We start from the raw sequence: 16,415 nt of genomic DNA on the forward strand, positions 1-16,415 counted from the left end.
GTGGAGATTGTCGTGACTATGTTCACCCCAGACCCGCAGGCTTTGCAGGAAGGTGCCCTGCTGCGCGATCTGCATCACAGGGTCTCCAATGGAGTCGCCTCGGCCATTAGCTTGGTTTCTGCCGCGGCCATTCGAGTCGAGGGACCGGAGGCGAAGCACGCCTTAAGCGACGTCGTCGAACTGCTGCATGGCTACGCCGACGTGCACCGGGCGCTGGCGATGCCGGGGCGCGAGACGCTAATCCAGGCTTCGACCTATGTCCGCAAACTGGGCTGCGCCATGCGCCGGGCGCTCCTGGATCGAATGGACATTCAGCTTGCATTTGCAACCCAGTCACTCGCGCTTCAACCGGAGCGTTGCTGGCGGCTTGGCCTGATCGTCCATGAACTCGTGACCCATGCGGCAAGGCACGCCTGTTTCGAAGGGCGTGCCGGACAGATCAAGATCAAGCTGACGCGCATCGGTGCCCTGGCGAATTGCGTGATCGTGGATAACGGCTCGCGCTCCGCACGGGACGCCTCGGACAATAAATTGCGAATTGCCAAAGACCTTGCCAGAGCCCTCGGTGGTCGAATCGAGCAGGGTTTTGGAACCGAGTTCACGTCGGTTGTCCTGTCGTTCCCACTGACCGAGCGCGAGCGAGGCGCGAACTGGACTATCGCAACGCGTCAGTTGAAGCCCCCGCGCAGTACGCGAGCGATTGGAAAGCTCGCTGCGAGAGCGATCGCCCTCGATCAAGGCAGCCGCCTTGTTGCAAGCCAACCCGAACGGAAGCTTTCTCGCCAGCACGGGGGCGAATTGGCTGTTCCGCGCCAGGCCCCTGATGTGCTGGGCGAGTTGTTGTCACCTCCCCATCGCACGGACGCGCCATGACATTCCAGGCTTCCAATAATACCCGCAACCTTCGATCTCGAGGTGCGTCGAAGGCTCTCGTCGTAGCGGTCGCGCTTGTCGCAACCGCGCTGGGCGGCTGCAATGACCACGCCGCACCGACGAGCAGCCGCGCAGCGATTGTCCGCACGGCGGTCGTGCAGCCGCGGGAACGGCAGGCCTCCCTCACGTTGACCGGCGAGGTCCAGGCGCGCTTCCATGCCGATCTCTCGTTCCGCATCAGTGGCCGCGTGATTGCGCGCATGGTCGATGTCGGCGCGCACGTTAACGCAGGCGAGGTCCTGGCGCTTATCGATCCGGCGGAGCAGCAGGCCGATGTCGATGCCGCGACTGCGGCAGTGGCGTCCGCGGAAGCTCAATTGCGTGTGGCGAAAGCTACCTTCGAGCGGCAGAAAGCGCTGATCGCAAGCGGCTTCACCACCCGCACGGTCTACGATCAGGCACAGGAAGGCTTGCGAGCTGCGGAAAGCGAGTTGGAGGCGGCAAAAGCGCAGCTTGGCACGTCGAGGGACGCGCTTGGCTATACCACATTGCGCGCCGAGGCGGACGGCGTCATCACCGCACGCAACCTGGAGGTCGGCCAAGTGGTGCCGGCGGCGCAACCCGTATTCTCGCTGGCGCACGACGGAGAGCGGGATGCCGTCTTCGACGTCTACGAATCCGCCTTCCTTGGCCAGACCGCCAGCCGCAACGTCGTGCTGGCGCTGGTCTCCGATCCAAGCCTGACGGCGATCGGGCAGGTCAGGGAAGTCTCGCCGGCCGTTGACGCGAAGAGCTCCACTATCCGCGTCAAGGTGTCGATCCAGGATCCGCCGGCCGCGATGACGCTCGGCAGCGCCATCGCAGGAACGGTGAGGGCCGTGCCGCAGCAGCAGATTGCGCTGCCCTGGAGCGCATTGATGGCGGCGGGCGAGGAGGCCGCCGTCTGGACCGTCGACCCCTCGACACGAACCGCGTCGCTGAAGCCGGTAACGCTCGGTGGCTACGAGGCGGGCGAGGTGTTGATCAAGGCGGGGCTCGAGCCCGGCGAACGCGTCGTGATCGACGGCGGCAAGCTATTGAGCGTTGGCCAGCTTGTGACCTTTGAAGGAGACCGGTCATGAAGATCCAGGTCATGATCGCCGGCACGCTGGCGCCGGCATTGCTGCTCGCCGGGTGTCATGAGGAGACGAAGGCGCCGGAGCCGGTTCGACCCGTGCTCTCAATGCTCGTTGAGCCGAACCACGGAGATCGGACGGTTGCCGTCGGCGTCGTAGAGCCCCGCTACAAGACCAATCTCGGCTTCCGCGTGCTCGGACGGCTGACCTCGCGCCCCGTCTATGTCGGCGATCTCGTCAGCGAAGGCCAGATTGTCGGCGCCCTCGATCCCACGGCTCTCGACCTTGCCGTCCGCTTGGCAAGAGCGCAGCTTGCGAAGGCCCAGGCGCAGCTTGCAACGGCAAAAGCGACGGAGGAGCGGCAGCGCACGCTCATCACCAGCGATGCGACCACCAGGCAGACGCTGGACAATGCCGAGCAGGCCCGCGCCGGTGCCGAAGCAACCGTCGCGCACGAACAAGCGAACCTGACCAAGGCGATCGAGCAGCTCGGATATGCGCAGATCAAGGCCGACTTCGGTGGCGTCGTCACCGCAGTCGGCGCGGAAGTCGGCCAGGTGGTCTCCCCCGGCCAAAGCGTGGTCACGGTCGCAAGGCCCGAAATCCGCGAAGCCGTCGTCGATATCGGCGAGGATCTTCCTGCTCCGCTCGAAATCGGTCTGCCGTTCACCGTCAGCCTGCAACTCCTTCCAGCGGTTCAGGTCGAAGGCAGGGTTCGCGAAATCGCGCCGCAGGCCGATCCGGTGACGCGCCTGCGACGAGTTCGGATTGGGCTCGACAACCCCCCGGAAAGCTTCCGTCTCGGCGCAACCGTCACGGTAAAGTTGGGCAAGGATCAGACCCCGATCCTGCGCCTGCCCGCATCGGCCGTGCTCGCAAAGGACGGCGCCAATTTCGTCTGGGTGGTCGATCAGCCCGCCAGCACCGTGTCGCTGCAGAAAATCGATGGCATCGCCGACCCAAGCGGAATTCGCATCATCGCCGGACTTGCTCCCGGCGCGCGCGTCGTTACCGCCGGCGTCCACAGCCTCAACTCGGGACAGCAAGTCCGTATCGAACAGGATCAGAAACCATGAAGTCGTTCAACCTTTCCGACTGGGCGCTCGGCCATCGCTCGCTCGTCTGGTATTTCATGATTGCCTTCATGGCGGCAGGCCTTTTTGCCTACCTCCAGCTCGGGCGGCAGGAAGATCCTGATTTCACCATCAAGACCATGGTGATCCAGGTCCAGTGGCCCGGCGCCTCACCCGAGGAGATGACACGCCAGGTCACAGACCGGATCGAGAAGAAGTTGGAAGAGCTGGAATCGCTCGACTACACCAAGAGCGTGACGGTCGCAGGCCAGACCACCGTCTTCGTCTACTTGCGCGACAGCACCAAGGCGGCGGATGTGAAGCCCACCTGGGTCCGAGTCCGCAACATGATCGCGGACATCAAGGGCGACTTCCCGCAAGGCGTGATCGGACCCGGTTTCAATGATCGCTTTGGCGACGTGTTTGGCAACATCTACGCCTTCACCAGCGACGGCTTGAGCCAGCGACAGCTCCGCGATGAGGTCGAGGATATCCGAGCCAAGGTGCTGACCGTGCCTGATGTCGGCAAGGTCGACATTCTCGGCGCACAGGACGAGGTGATCTATCTCGAATTCTCTACCCGAAAGGTTGCGGCTCTCGGCCTCGACGTTCACTCGATCATGAACTCACTGCAGGGGCAGAACGCCGTCGCGCCATCTGGCGTGCTCCAGGAGGGACCGGAGCGGATCAGCGTCCGCGTCAATGGACAGTTCACCTCCGAGGCGAGCCTGAAGGCGGTCAATCTGCGCATCAACGATCGCTTCTTTCCGCTAACGGACGTTGCGACCATCACGCGCGGCTACGCCGATCCGCCACAGACTCTGTTCAGGTACAACGGCCAGCCTGCGATCGCGCTCGCGATCGGCATGAAGTCCGGCGCCAACCTGCTGCATTTTGGCGAGGCGCTGAAGGAGGAGATGACGAAGATCATTGCCGACCTGCCGATCGGGGTCGGCGTGCACCTGGTTGCTGATCAGCCGGTGGTGGTCGAGCATGCCGTCTCCGGCTTCACGGAGGCGTTGTTCGAGGCCGTAATCATCGTGCTCGTGATCAGCTTCCTCAGCCTCGGTTTGCGCGCCGGACTCGTGGTCGCCATCGCCATTCCGCTGGTGCTTGCCATCACGTTCGTGGTGATGGCCTATTGCGGCATCTCCCTGCAGCGCATTTCGCTGGGTGCGCTAATCATCGCCCTCGGCCTTCTGGTCGACGACGCCATGATCGCCGTCGAAATGATGGTGGCGCGGCTCGAGGTCGGCGATCCCCTCGAAAAGGCGGCAACCCATGTCTATACCTCGACCGCGTTCCCCATGCTGACCGGTACGCTGGTGACTGTGGCCGGGTTCATCCCGATCGGGCTCAACAGCAGCAATGCCGGCGAGTTCACCTTCACGCTTTTCGTGGTGATTGCGGTCTCTCTGCTGGTGTCGTGGATCGTAGCCGTGCTGTTCACGCCATTGCTCGGCGTCACCATCCTTCCGGCCAAGATAAAAGGCCATCATGAGCAGAAGGGCCGCGTCACGCAAATGTTCGCGCACCTGCTACTGTTCTGCATGCACCACCGCTGGAGCACCATTGCGGTGACGGTTGCGGCTTTCCTGTTCGCTATGGTGGGTCTGCAGTTCGTGCAGCAGCAGTTCTTTCCGTCATCGGATCGTGCCGAGCTCGTGATTGATTGGAACCTGCCGCAGAACGCCTCGATTACCAACACCAATGCGCAGATGGCTCGCTTTGAGCGCGAGCAGTTGCAGGGCAACGCTTCCGTCGATCACTGGTCGACTTATGTTGGCGTTGGAGCCCCGCGGTTCGTGCTGTCCTTCGACTTGCAGACTGCAAACACCTGGTTCGGACAGCAGGTAATCGTGACCAAGGGCGGCATCAAGGCGCGCGACAAGATCAAGGCCGAGTTCGAGGACTATCTGAAGAAAACGTTTCCGGGGACCGACACCTACGTCAAGTTGCTGGAGGTCGGGCCGCCCGTGGGACGTCCGGTTCAGTATCGCCTGAGCGGGCCCGATATCGCCAAGGTCCGCGAGCTTTCCCAGAAGCTCGCCGGCATCGTCCGGAGCAGTCCCGATCTTGGCAACGTGGTGTTCGACTGGATGGAGCCTGCCCGCGTCGTCAAGGTCGACGTCCTCCAGGACAAGGCGCGCCAGCTCGGGGTGACGTCGGAAGACATTGCCACGACCCTGAATTCCGTGCTCGAGGGCTCGCCGATCACGCAGGTGCGCGACAGCATCTATCTCGTCAACGTCACGGGACGCGCCACTGCGCCGGAACGGGCCTCGATTGATACACTCCGCGATCTGCAGTTGACCGGCCTCGGCGGGCGGTCCGTGCCGCTCGGCGCCGTCGCCAATCTGCGCTACGAGCTTGAGCAGCCGACGATCTGGCGGCGAGCGCGGATTCCCACGGTCACGCTGAAAGCTGCCGCTATCACCAATGTCCAGCCGAAGACGATCGTGGACGCGCTGGCGCCGAAGGTCGCAGAATTTTCCAAGGAACTGCCGGCAGGGTATTCGATGAAGATCGGTGGCTCCGTCGAAGAAAGCGCCAAAAGCCAGGCGCCGATCCTCGCCGTCGTTCCGCTCATGCTGTTCGTCATGGCCACCGTGCTGATGGTCCAGCTACAGAGCTTCTCGCGGCTGTTCCTGGTGTTTGCCGTTGCGCCGCTCGCGCTCATCGGCGTCGTCATGGCGATGGTCCCGAGCGGTGCGCCGCTCGGCTTCGTCGCGATCCTTGGCGTTCTGGCGCTGATCGGCATTCTGATCCGCAACTCGGTGATCCTGATCGTGCAGATCGAAGATCTGAAGAAGGAGGGATGGCCGGCCTGGGATGCCGTGGTCGAGGCCACCGAGCACCGCATGCGTCCGATTCTGTTGACCGCGGCCGCCGCAAGTCTCGCGCTCATTCCAATCGCCCGCGAGATTTTCTGGGGCCCGATGGCCTACGCCATGATGGGCGGCATCATCGTTGGCACGCTGCTGACGCTGTTGTTCCTGCCGGCGCTGTATGTTGCGTGGTTCAGGATCCACCCTGACCAGGGCGATGAATCGCCTGCGCATGAACCTGAAGCGTTTGCGCATGAAAAGCAGGCCGAACAGATAGCCGCTCACGACGCGCCAGAGCTGCTGCTCGAGACGCAAATCTAGAACGGAGACGACGATGCCCTCGAAGAGATTCTTGACCTTTGCCGTCGGTGTGACGCTCGGAACGATTTTGCCCGTGCCCACTGCGGCCTTTGCGCAATTTCCTCCACCTCCGCCGATGGCGCCCGCCGGACCTCCTCCGATGCCCGCCGCAGGTCCGCCGGCCTTCGCAGGCCCTCCTCAGCCTGGCCCTCGCGCCGGCCTCGGCGATCCAGCGCCTCGCCTCGGTCCGGCGGCCGGGCCGCGCGCTGATTTCACCGCGGCCAGAAGCATTGGCGGCACGCCGGCAGTCGTAAACTCGGCGCGCGCCGCGTCGGTCAACATCAGCCGCTCCGGAGCCTACGGCTACCATGTCGGTGGAGCGCAATATAGTCGTCGCGCGGCTTACGCTGCTTCTGCTTACATAACCGGCGCTTACGCTGGCTATGCGTCTAGTAGTGTAGCTCGCGCTACGGCTATTATTCCGGTAGTGACTGCCAATATGTCTACAGGCGTTATCGGCGCATTCTAGTTTGCGACTAGCTCCACTTGTAAGCGCAAACGTTATGCAACGCAGTTTGCCCGCGCAGCCCGGGTGCAGGATGGCTATGGTGGTGCGACGAATGCCCATTTTCGACCGGATAAGGCCAGGTGCGACACAAGGGCCAAGCGGAAGTGAAGCGACACGCAACTCCCTATGCCGAAATGCGGTGAGGCATCGTGCTGCCCATGATAACCAAGGGGCTCCGGTTGAATGAGCTGGCGGAAAAATCCTGAGGATGCGATGCTGCTCCTCGAACAATGCCCGTGGCCGCATGTGTTCGAGCGGCGGTTAGACCCGACGCTGAGACAGAGCCTTGTCATCGGCGTGCTCTTTCACGTTCTGCCTTGGAAGCGTATCGTTTCGATCGACCGAGGTCGCCTTCAGCGGCCCCGTGGTTCAGAAGATTCTCGTCGATCTCAGAAACTCTCGAAAAGAACCGGGAGGGACCCCTCATGGATGTCGCAAGGCTAAAATATTACGGGTGGGGCCGTGAAGGAGAAGGCATGAGCGCAGAGGAGCGAAACTTCGTTCTCGGCCGCTATCATGCGAAGTTTGGAACTGGCGAGTTCGATACGATCGCAGTCCCGCGCCTTGAAGACCTCTTCCTGCGGGAGCCGCGCGTGCTGCCGCCGGCTTCGCTGTCACCCTTCTGCACGGCGGAACGCTACGATCGCGCCGCGCACACCTATGGCAAGTCATATCCGGACTACGTCAGAGCGATGCTCGGCAACTACGATTGTGCGCCCGACGTCGTGGCCTATCCGCGAAATGAGGCGGAGATTTCCGCTGTGATGGACTGGGCGGGTTCTGTCGGCGCTTCGCTGACGCCTTTCGGGGGCGGATCCAGTGTCTGCGGCGGAGTCGAGCCGCGGGTTGACGGCATCAAGCATAAATCTGCCGTTACCCTCGACCTGCGCAATCTCGCTAAAGTCGTCGAAGTGGATCCGGTATCCCGCGCTGCATTGATTGAAGCCGGCACCTTTGGCCCATCTTTGGAAAACCAGCTCAAGCCCCATGGTTTCACATTGCGGCACTTCCCGCAGAGTTTTGAATATTCGACGCTCGGCGGCTGGATTGCGACCCGATCGGGCGGCCATTTCGCCAGCCTTCACACTCACATCGACGATTTCGTCGAAAGCCTGCGCGTCGTGACGCCAGCTGGTGTGGTCGAAACGCGCCGGCTTCCCGGGTCGGGTGCGGGTCCGAGTCCCGACCGGATGTTCATCGGCTCGGAAGGAGTTTTGGGTGTGATTTCGCGCGCCTGGATGCGATTGCAGCCCCGTCCAAAATTCCGCGCCGGCGCGTCCGTTCGTTTTCCGTCGTTCTTCGATGCTGCGCGCGCCGTGCGTGCAGTCGCGCAAGCGGGCCTCTATCCATCAAATTGTCGGATCCTGGACTCACAGGAGGCCTTTAACACTGGTGCAGCCGATGGGAGCGTTGCCATCATGGTGCTCGCGTTCGAGTCGGGCGATCATCCGATGGACGCCTGGATAGCGCGCGCGCTGGAATGCTGCACCGACCATCGGGGAACGCCGGAGCCGGCAAAGGCGAGCGGCGCGCATCTGGAAGGTGCGGCGGGCATCTGGCGCAATGCATTCATTCGGATGCCCTATGCGCGCGAATTTCTAACGCCCGCAGGCCTCATCAACGATACGTTCGAGACTGCCGTCACCTGGGATCAGTTCGAAGGCTTTCACGACAACGTCAAAGGGGCGACCGAGCGCGCCATTCTTGAAGCAACTGGCGTCAGGGGTGAAGTCACTTGCCGTTTCACCCACCTCTACCCGGACGGGCCTGCACCCTATTTCACTTTCCATGCTCTTGGTCGCCACGGCGGACTTCTCGAGCAGTGGCAGGCCATCAAGAACGCGGCAAGCGACGCGCTGATCGCGGCAGGTGGCACAATCACGCATCATCATGCGGTCGGCCGCGATCACAGGCCGTGGTATGACCGGCAACGGCCGGAGCTTTTCGCAGCCGCATTGCGGGCAGCCAAGCGGGAACTGGATCCGCTATGCATACTCAACCCGGGCGTCCTGATTGATCCGTAGGCGCATTTTGGCGAAAGCACTGTCTCCGCTTGGCGCCTTGCCGGGCTCCGTGTAGCGAGGTCTTAATGGGCAGCTCTTGGCGCCCATCTGCCTGGGACCCGTGAGACTATTCTTTGATGACCTCTATGTGGGTTGAATGCGGACCGGCGGCACGATCGAACTCTCCGCCTCAACGAAGCGTGCCATCCGTATGCGGCGCATCAGCGGAGCGTCTAATCTTGTTCAGATCAACTTCCCCATTGCTACGGCGGTATCCGCCATGCGGCACGAGAATCCCCACTCGTTGTCATACCAGGACATCACGCGCACCAGCGTGCCGTCCAAGACCTTCGTCTGATCCATGTGAAAGACGGAACTGTGCGGATCGTGGTTGAAGTCGACGGAAACATTAGGATTGTTGGTATAGCCAAGAATCCCCTTGAGCTGCTGGTCGGCGGCTCGCTTGATCGCGGCGTTCACCTCGTCCTTCGATGTGGCCCTCTTCGCGACGAACTTGAAATCGACCACCGAAACATTTGGCACTGGAACGCGAATGGCGACACCGTCAAGTTTGCCGTTCAGTTCCGGCAACACGAGGCCGACCGCCTTTGCCGCGCCTGTTGAGGTCGGGATCATCGACATCGCCGCGGCTCGCGCGCGGTACAAGTCTCTGTGCAATGTATCAAGCGTCGGCTGATCGCCGGTATAGGCATGGATCGTTGTCATGAAGCCCTTTTCGATCCCGATCGCATCGTTGAGCACCTTGGCAACGGGCGCCAGACAGTTGGTTGTGCACGAGGCGGCGGAGACGACCCTGTGCTCCTTCGACAGCGCGCCGTGGTTAACGCCGTAAACTACCGTGATATCGGCGCCGTCGGCGGGCGCAGAGACTAGGATGGCCTTTGCGCCCGCTGTGAGGTGAGCGGAAGCTTTGGCCTTCGAGTTGAAGACGCCCGTGCATTCGAGCGCGATGTCAACGCCGAGGTCCTTCCATGGCAGACTTGAGGGATCCTTGATCGCGGTCACCCTGACCTTGCGGCCGCCAACGCTGATGGCGTCGCCTTCAACCGTTACTTCACCTGGGAAGCGGCCGTGCACGGAATCGTATCGTAGAAGGTGCGCGTTGGTCTCGACAGGCCCCAGGTCATTGACCGCGACCACCTCGATATCCTTGCGGCCGTCTTCGATGATGGCCCTGAGAGTATTGCGGCCGATGCGGCCGAATCCATTGATGGCGATGCGAATGGTCATTTCTTCGGCTCCCTTTCCTGGCACTACGCTCGACAGTGTTTGGATCGCGAAGACTGCGACGATTGTTTAAACGCGATCTGTGGCGGCCGACCTTGATCTGCGGTCGCTTGCTAGCCTCCTGTGCGATCCGGACACCTGGTCCCGGCTACCGTTTCAAGAGCTATCGCATCGCTTAGGAATCTTTCGCGTATGCAGGCGATTTTTTGCAATCGCAATCAGGTGGCCTGGTTCTGCGAAAGGTCGGCGCATGGTAACGTTTGGTTGGGGTTTGAGCCAAATCAAGTCCACGGGAAGTTGAATGGCAGCTTTGGTCGCGATTGCTCCGCTCGCCCTGATCGTTCTTCTCATGGCCGTATTGCGGTGGTCGGCCGCGAACGCGGGACTGGTCGGACTCGTGGCGGCCACGGCTGGCGCAATCGGATTCTTTGGCTTAGGAACGAGTATCTATGCTGAGCAAGGCCTCGCCGGAACGCTCATCGGAACCGGCGCGGAGGCCATTTTCTCGGCCGTTGACATCCTGTGGATCATCCTGCCGGCCTTGTCTCTCTATGAGCTGCAGCAGCGTTCGGGCGCGATCGATGCTATCCGGACGGGACTGATGAGCCTGTCCTCGGACAAGACCTTGCTTGCTCTCATCATCGCTTGGTTCTTCGCGCCATTCATGGAAGGGGCGGCGGGGTTCGGCACGCCGATAGCTCTGGCTGCGCCTCTGCTGGTCAGCCTCGGCTTCACGCCCGTCGTGGCGGTCGCGTTACCGCTTATTGGTCATGTCACAGGCACTTCTTTTGGCGCGCTCGGCACTCCGATCTTCGCGCAGACCGACGTGTCAGGCGTTAGCGGCAACAGCATCGCGCCGCCGACGGCATTGCTGCACGCGAGCCTGGCGCCATTGCTGGTGCTTTCGATCGTGTTCATCGCGGGCACAGGACGTTTCCAGGCGAAATATGTGGCATGGGCGATCGTCGCCGCCATTTGTTTCCTGCTGCCTTACCTGGCCTTGGCCATTTGGGTGGGACCAGAGCTGCCGACGCTCGGCGGCGCCCTTGCCGGCGGATCGGTATTTGCTTTTGTGCTCAGGCGGGTGCACGCACAGCAATCTAAAAGCCTAGACGCGAGATCGCTTGCCATTGCTGGTCTGCCATATGCCGTCCTGGTTGGTTTAATCCTCGTGACGCGACTCGTTCCGCAGATCCGCGATGCGCTCCGGCACATTGTGCTCGAATGGGGGTTGCCTGGACCGTTCGGCGGTCGCGTAGAGCCCCTCTATCATCCCGGGACCATGCTGCTCGCAGGATTTCTGCTCGGAGGGCTCTTACAGGGGTGCAAGACTGACGATCTGGCCGGTGCCGTCACCACTGCCGTTCGACGGCTAGTTCCCGTTGCAGTTGCCTTATTCGCGATGCTCGCTATAGCCCGGCTGATGGTCCATGCGGGCATGATTGAGGCGCTGGCGGAGACAGCCACGCGGACCGGTCAGGCCTGGCCGCTGCTTGCTCCTTCAGTTGGGGCCATCGGCTCCTTCATCACAGGCTCGACAACCGTCTCCAACATCCTCCTGACGGATCTTCAGCAGGCGGCGGCCGCCAGGCTCGGCTTGCCGATGCTCGCGCTAGTCTCCGCCCAAGGATTCGGAGCTGCCGTCGGCAATTGCGCGGCGCTGCACAACATCATCACAGGCGCCGCGACGGTCGGCCTGCAAGGACGCGAAGGCGATGTGCTGAGAAAGACGGGACCAGTTTGTCTTGGATGCCTGGCGCTCGGGGGCGCTCTGGCGCTGACGCTTGTGCGGTGGTTCCCATTTGGAGGTTGAGAGACGACCGGAGGGTACACATCGTATGCTTTAGCCCACCATCTCGAAGGAAAATGTCTCAGCAGCTCTGTCCTATCAGAAGCCGGCGCGTTGACCGAATCCTGCCATCAATGTGAGGCTGCATGGGATAGGACCGTATAAGCTCATCGGCGCTGCGAACCCGTGCTCAGACCCGGGAGGCCACCATGAACATCGTCGTATTTGAAACCGAGGAATGGGAGCGACCAGCCTTCCTGCGCCTTGAGCCACACCATCGCGTACGATGCATTGCTGAACCGCTCGACAAGCGGAACGCGGCTGAGTTCTCCGACGCCGAGGTTGCCAGCCCATTCGTCAATTCGCGGTTGGACGCATCGGCCCTCTCACAATTTCCGAAGCTAAGACTGATTGCGACGCGATCGACCGGATACGATCACATCGATCTCAATTACTGCGCCACGCACGCCATCACTGTGTCGAACGTGCCTGACTACGGCGACTCGACAGTGGCCGAGCACGTTTTCGCTCTGCTGTTGGGCGTTGCGCGCAAACTCGTGGAGTCGGTGGAGCAGACGCGACGCGGGCGGTTCACGCAGACAGGGCTGCGGGGCTTTGAGCTCCGCGACGGGGTGATCGGCGTAGTCGGCACCGGCCGGATCGGGCTCCGTGTGATCGAAATCGCATGCGGTTTCGGCATGAATGTTCTTGCTTATGATCTCCGACCGGACGAAGCGGCCGCTACCCGGCTCAAGTTCACCTACACCAACCTTGACAAGCTATTGTCCGATTCCGACGTCGTAACGCTGCACGTGCCTGCAACGTCTGGCACCGCTCGCTTGCTCTCGGATCGTGAGTTCTCCCGCATGAAGCCGGGTGCAATCCTGATCAATACCGCACGCGGCCACATCGTTGACGTTGAAGCGCTGGTGCGGGCGCTGGCTGATGGAAGGCTTCGCGGCGCTGGCCTCGATGTCCTGCCGCAGGAACCCTTGATCCGTGAAGAGGCGGCGATCTTCCACCAGGAGGCGGCCCCGGACGCCGACGATTTCAAAGCGCTAGTAGCAAACCACGTGTTGCTGCGCTTTCCGAATGTGATTTGTACGCCGCACAATGCCTACAACACCGAGGCGGCACTGGAGCGAATCGTCGCGACGACACTTTCTAACATCGAGGCATTTGCGCGGGGGACGCCTCAGAACGTTGTATCGGGGCATTGAGGTTCTCGTTGCAGGCGATTTCACTTCTCAAACCAGGATCTTCGTTGTTCAGGACGCCCACAACGGGCTGCCGAGCTAGTGCCCGTGTGGTCACGAGGGACGAACGAGCGTCAGGCTGGTGCGCTCGCCCGGGCGGAGGACGACATGACGGTCGCCGACCGCGATAGAGATCGGTTCCGCCCCACTGGGATCACTCGACAGCGTTAGTGCATCCTGAGTTATGTCCACGCTAAGCGTGTGCTGGCGATAGCGGAGCCGAAAAGCAAGCCGACGCAATTCATCCGGCAGTGCCGGATGGAAATGTAGTTCGTCTCCGCGCAGCTCCAGCCCTGTGAAGCAGCGTTGCAATAGGTCGATCGTGCCAGCCATGGCGCCAAGATGGATGCCTTCGCGCGTGGTTCCTCCTTGAACGTCGCTGATGTCGCTTTGCAGAGCCTCCGTGAACAGCGACCAGGCGCGCTGCCGGCAGGAGCGCGCTAATACCCAGGCATGCGCAATTGCGCTTAAGGTGGAGCCGTGCGAGCTGCGCCGCAAATAGTAGTCGATGGTTCTGGGGATCGTACCAGGATCGAAGGCATAGCCGAGACGGTCGAAGAGCTCCGCCAGTTCTTCTGCAGAAAACACATAGAACAACATCAGGACGTCGGCCTGCTTGGAGAGCTTGTAGCGATTGGGCGTGTCGTTCTCTGCCTCGAGGATCAGATCGAGGCGCATGATGCTTGGATACTTGTGCCGATAAGTATTCCAGTCGAACTCCTGCAGAGCCTCATAGCCCTCAAACTGGCTGAGAATGCCATCGTTATGGAATGGCAGGTAAAGCTTGCAGCTGACATGTTCCAAATGTGCGAGTTCCTCCTGCTCGATCCGCAGGTCCCGACACAGCTCCTCGCAGCGTCCTTGCGGCAACAGTTCAAAGAGGTCGAGCGCGCGCGTTATGCACCAAGCCGCCATGACATTGGTGTATGCGTTGTTGTCCAAGCCCGGCGCATCGCGATCAGGATAGCCGTCGTGGAATTCGTCCGGGCCCATGACGCCGCGAATATCGTAGCGGCCGCGTGCTTCGTCCCATTGCGCGATGCTGCCCCAGAAGCGGGCGATCTCGAACATCAACTCGGCGCCGAAGGAGTAAAGGAAATCGGCATCGTCGGTCGCTTGGTAGTACTGCCAGACATTGTAGGCAACCGCCGCGCCAACATGGCGCTGAAGATGCGTGTCGTCCTTGATCCAGTTGCCGGAACGAGGGTTGAAGTACATGACGTCGGTTTCTTCGCGCCCATCGCTGCCGCTCTGCCACGGGTACATTGCACCGCGGAATCCAGCTTGCCGGGCGGCCCATCGTGCTTCGTCGAGGCGCCGGTAGCGGTAGAGCAGCAGCGCACGAGCGAGGATCGGCAGGTGCAAGCTCAATAATGGGAAGATGAATAGCTCGTCCCAGAAAATGTGGCCGCGATATCCCTCGCCATGCCAGCCGCGGGCAGGGATGCCGGCGTCCAGCTCCATGCTGTGACTGGAAGCTGTCTGGAGCAGATGGAAGAGGTGCAGGCGCACAGCCAAATGCGTCTCCTCCGCTTCGTCGCTGCCGACATCGAGCAGATCAAGATCAGTGCGCTCCCACAGGTATGCCCAGGCACGTTCATGGGTTTTCAGAAGTGCATCAAAGCCGTCGGCCCGCACGATCGCAGTGCGCGCCGCAGTTTCTGGATCCGCGATGGCGCGATCTCTGGAGGTATACAGCGCGATGATCTTCTCGATTTCAGTGCTGACGCCCGGCATGACGTCAAGCATGACGTCGTAGCCAACACGTGCGGCTTCCTTGATCGGGCGCTTGTCGACGGCGACATCGAGACCGCGTACGCTTACCTCAATCCGCGCGGCCTGCGCGATCCGCAGTTTCGACTGCGTCGTCTCGACCTGGAGCAGCATGGAGCAGGGTGCAATGGTGGTCGCGTCGCACACGCGCAGATTCCTGCTTGCAAACGCTTTGTAGCGCAGCACGCCGGTATTGGCGACGTCGCCATCCAGCATGGCGCGCACCGTGAGCCGGCCCGACCAGTTCTCCGAAGTGATGGTGACATGCTGGCCGGCGAGGTGCTGGGCGTCCATGTGCACGAACCGGCGCTCGGCGAGGCTGGTTTCCCGCCCGTGCGCGTCGCGTACCCGCAAAGTTCGCAAGTAAAGGCCGCGGCGCAGATCGAGCGTTAGCCGATACCCAAGGATTTCGATGCGACGCAGGTCGAACCATTCTCCTTCATCGATTCGGAACGTCAGTGGCAGCCAGTTGGGGAGGTTGACCAGGTCCTCGTTCTCGATCGGACGGCCATCGATCAGCGTCGTGAGCCGGTTGTAGGCGCCGGCAAGATACGTGCCGGGATAATACAGATCATCAGCGCGTGCCTCGGCAGCCGCTCCGCGAGTCACGAAGTACCCGTTGCCGACGGCGAACAGGGTTTCGCGACGGCCTTCCAAGGAAGGATCGAAACCCTCATGGGCAAACAGCCACGGGTCCGGTCTAGCCTGTGCTGCCGGATGGCAGGTCTCTGTCCCTGGTTGCGCGATGAACGGGTCGAGCCGATGCACATCCAGCCGAGTCGTGCGCCGCCGTGCCAGCCCATCCTCCCATTCCAAATCGATCTGGTTGAGGTCGGCGACAACGATATCGGCGCCGGCGTCTTTCAGGGCCGTCCCATGGCCGGTCCGGTCGATGCCGATGACAAGGCCGAAGCCGCCGGCGCGTCCCGCGGCCACTCCGGCAATCGCGTCCTCGATGACGACGGTGCGCTCGGGCGAGGTCCCGAGGCGTCGCGCCGCCTCAAGAAACGTGTCCGGCGCTGGCTTCCCTCGCAGCCCCGACGCCGCGGCATCCTGTCCGTCGACGCGAGCATCGAACAGCCGGTCGAGTCGCGTGGCTTGCAGAACCTCTCGGCAGTTTCGGCTCGCCGAAACCACCGCCGTACTGAGGCCGAGGGCGCGTAGACGCCGTATCAGCGCCAGCGTGGACGGATAGATGTCTACCCCCTTGCTGCGCATCCGCTCCAGAAACAGCCCGTCCTTTCGCTTGGCGAGGCCGTGGACGGTTTCGGCTTCGGGGCCGTCCGCTTCGCCGCCTTCCGCTATCTCCATAACTCGAGCGGACAGAAAGGCACGAATAGCCTCCTCGCGGGGACGCCCGTCGATGTAGCTGTGATAATCCTGGAGCGTGAGTGGCGCAAAGCTAACGCCGGTGCGGCGGGTGGCGCCTTCGAAAAAGGCATCGAAGGTTTGCTGCCACGCCTGGAAATGGATGCGCGCGGTATCCGTAATCACGCCATCAAGATCGAAGGCTGCGGCATCAAATCGCGACGGAATAAGACCGGCAATGCGAGACATCCCTGGGCTCGGCATCGGGCTTGTTTGTGAAG

Annotated in this window: 9 protein-coding genes; 7 read left to right on the forward strand and 2 right to left on the reverse strand. The window is 61.8% G+C overall.

Going from position 1 to position 16,415, the window contains the following annotated elements:
• Positions 1-18 precede the first annotated feature (18 nt).
• The 5 genes from SO180_RS27120 (at position 19) to SO180_RS27140 (ending at position 8,781) form a co-directional block, all read left to right on the forward strand.
• Entirely contained in the window at positions 19-873 is an 855-nt protein-coding gene (locus SO180_RS27120) for a histidine kinase dimerization/phosphoacceptor domain -containing protein (RefSeq protein WP_449381925.1), read from the forward strand.
• On the forward strand, positions 870-1,994 hold the full coding sequence (locus tag SO180_RS27125) for an efflux RND transporter periplasmic adaptor subunit (RefSeq protein WP_449381895.1): 1,125 nt from the start codon (positions 870-872) through the stop codon (positions 1,992-1,994). The genes SO180_RS27120 and SO180_RS27125 overlap by 4 nt, the downstream gene beginning before the upstream one ends.
• Positions 1,991-3,064, forward strand: a complete 1,074-nt coding sequence (locus SO180_RS27130) for an efflux RND transporter periplasmic adaptor subunit (RefSeq protein ID WP_254107483.1) — start codon at positions 1,991-1,993, stop codon at positions 3,062-3,064. The genes SO180_RS27125 and SO180_RS27130 overlap by 4 nt, the downstream gene beginning before the upstream one ends.
• Positions 3,061-6,210, forward strand: a complete 3,150-nt coding sequence (locus tag SO180_RS27135) for an efflux RND transporter permease subunit (protein ID WP_449381896.1) — start codon at positions 3,061-3,063, stop codon at positions 6,208-6,210. The genes SO180_RS27130 and SO180_RS27135 overlap by 4 nt, the downstream gene beginning before the upstream one ends.
• A 972-nt stretch (positions 6,211-7,182) precedes the next feature.
• Positions 7,183-8,781 carry an FAD-binding oxidoreductase gene (locus tag SO180_RS27140; protein WP_449381897.1) on the forward strand — a complete coding sequence of 533 codons (1,599 nt, stop codon included), beginning with the start codon at positions 7,183-7,185 and terminating at the stop codon, positions 8,779-8,781.
• Between the two features lie 222 nt (positions 8,782-9,003).
• On the opposite strand, the gene gap is transcribed toward SO180_RS27140, so the two are convergent.
• Entirely contained in the window at positions 9,004-10,011 is a 1,008-nt protein-coding gene (gene gap / locus SO180_RS27145) for a type I glyceraldehyde-3-phosphate dehydrogenase (RefSeq protein WP_449381898.1), read from the reverse strand.
• A gap of 298 nt (positions 10,012-10,309) precedes the next feature.
• On the opposite strand from gap, the gene SO180_RS27150 reads away from it, so the two are divergent.
• Positions 10,310-11,821 (forward strand): L-lactate permease, encoded by a 1,512-nt coding sequence (locus SO180_RS27150; RefSeq protein WP_449381899.1) that lies wholly within the window; start codon positions 10,310-10,312, stop codon positions 11,819-11,821.
• 185 nt (positions 11,822-12,006) lie between these two features.
• The gene (locus SO180_RS27155) at positions 12,007-13,017 is read left to right on the forward strand and encodes a hydroxyacid dehydrogenase (protein ID WP_449381900.1); all 1,011 of its coding nucleotides are present in this window, start codon (positions 12,007-12,009) and stop codon (positions 13,015-13,017) included.
• 90 nt (positions 13,018-13,107) lie between these two features.
• Here SO180_RS27155 and SO180_RS27160 read toward each other — a convergent pair whose 3' ends face one another.
• The gene (locus SO180_RS27160; RefSeq protein WP_449381901.1) at positions 13,108-16,383 is read right to left on the reverse strand and encodes a beta-phosphoglucomutase family hydrolase; all 3,276 of its coding nucleotides are present in this window, start codon (positions 16,381-16,383) and stop codon (positions 13,108-13,110) included.
• Positions 16,384-16,415: the final 32 nt, after the last annotated feature.

Source organism: Bradyrhizobium sp. UFLA05-112, assembly GCF_053572325.1.

Excerpts from the sequence above, each read along its gene's own strand:
- SO180_RS27160 (WP_449381901.1), bottom strand. The coding sequence starts at position 16,383 with ATGTCTCGCATTGCCGGTCTTATTCCGTCGCGATTTGATGCCGCAGCC.
- SO180_RS27135 (WP_449381896.1), top strand. The coding sequence starts at position 3,061 with ATGAAGTCGTTCAACCTTTCCGACTGGGCGCTCGGCCATCGCTCGCTC.
- SO180_RS27120 (WP_449381925.1), top strand. The coding sequence starts at position 19 with ATGTTCACCCCAGACCCGCAGGCTTTGCAGGAAGGTGCCCTGCTGCGC.
- SO180_RS27150 (WP_449381899.1), top strand. The coding sequence starts at position 10,310 with ATGGCAGCTTTGGTCGCGATTGCTCCGCTCGCCCTGATCGTTCTTCTC.
- SO180_RS27130 (WP_254107483.1), top strand. The coding sequence starts at position 1,991 with ATGAAGATCCAGGTCATGATCGCCGGCACGCTGGCGCCGGCATTGCTG.
- SO180_RS27140 (WP_449381897.1), top strand. The coding sequence starts at position 7,183 with ATGGATGTCGCAAGGCTAAAATATTACGGGTGGGGCCGTGAAGGAGAA.
- SO180_RS27155 (WP_449381900.1), top strand. The coding sequence starts at position 12,007 with ATGAACATCGTCGTATTTGAAACCGAGGAATGGGAGCGACCAGCCTTC.
- SO180_RS27125 (WP_449381895.1), top strand. The coding sequence starts at position 870 with ATGACATTCCAGGCTTCCAATAATACCCGCAACCTTCGATCTCGAGGT.
- gap (WP_449381898.1), bottom strand. The coding sequence starts at position 10,011 with ATGACCATTCGCATCGCCATCAATGGATTCGGCCGCATCGGCCGCAAT.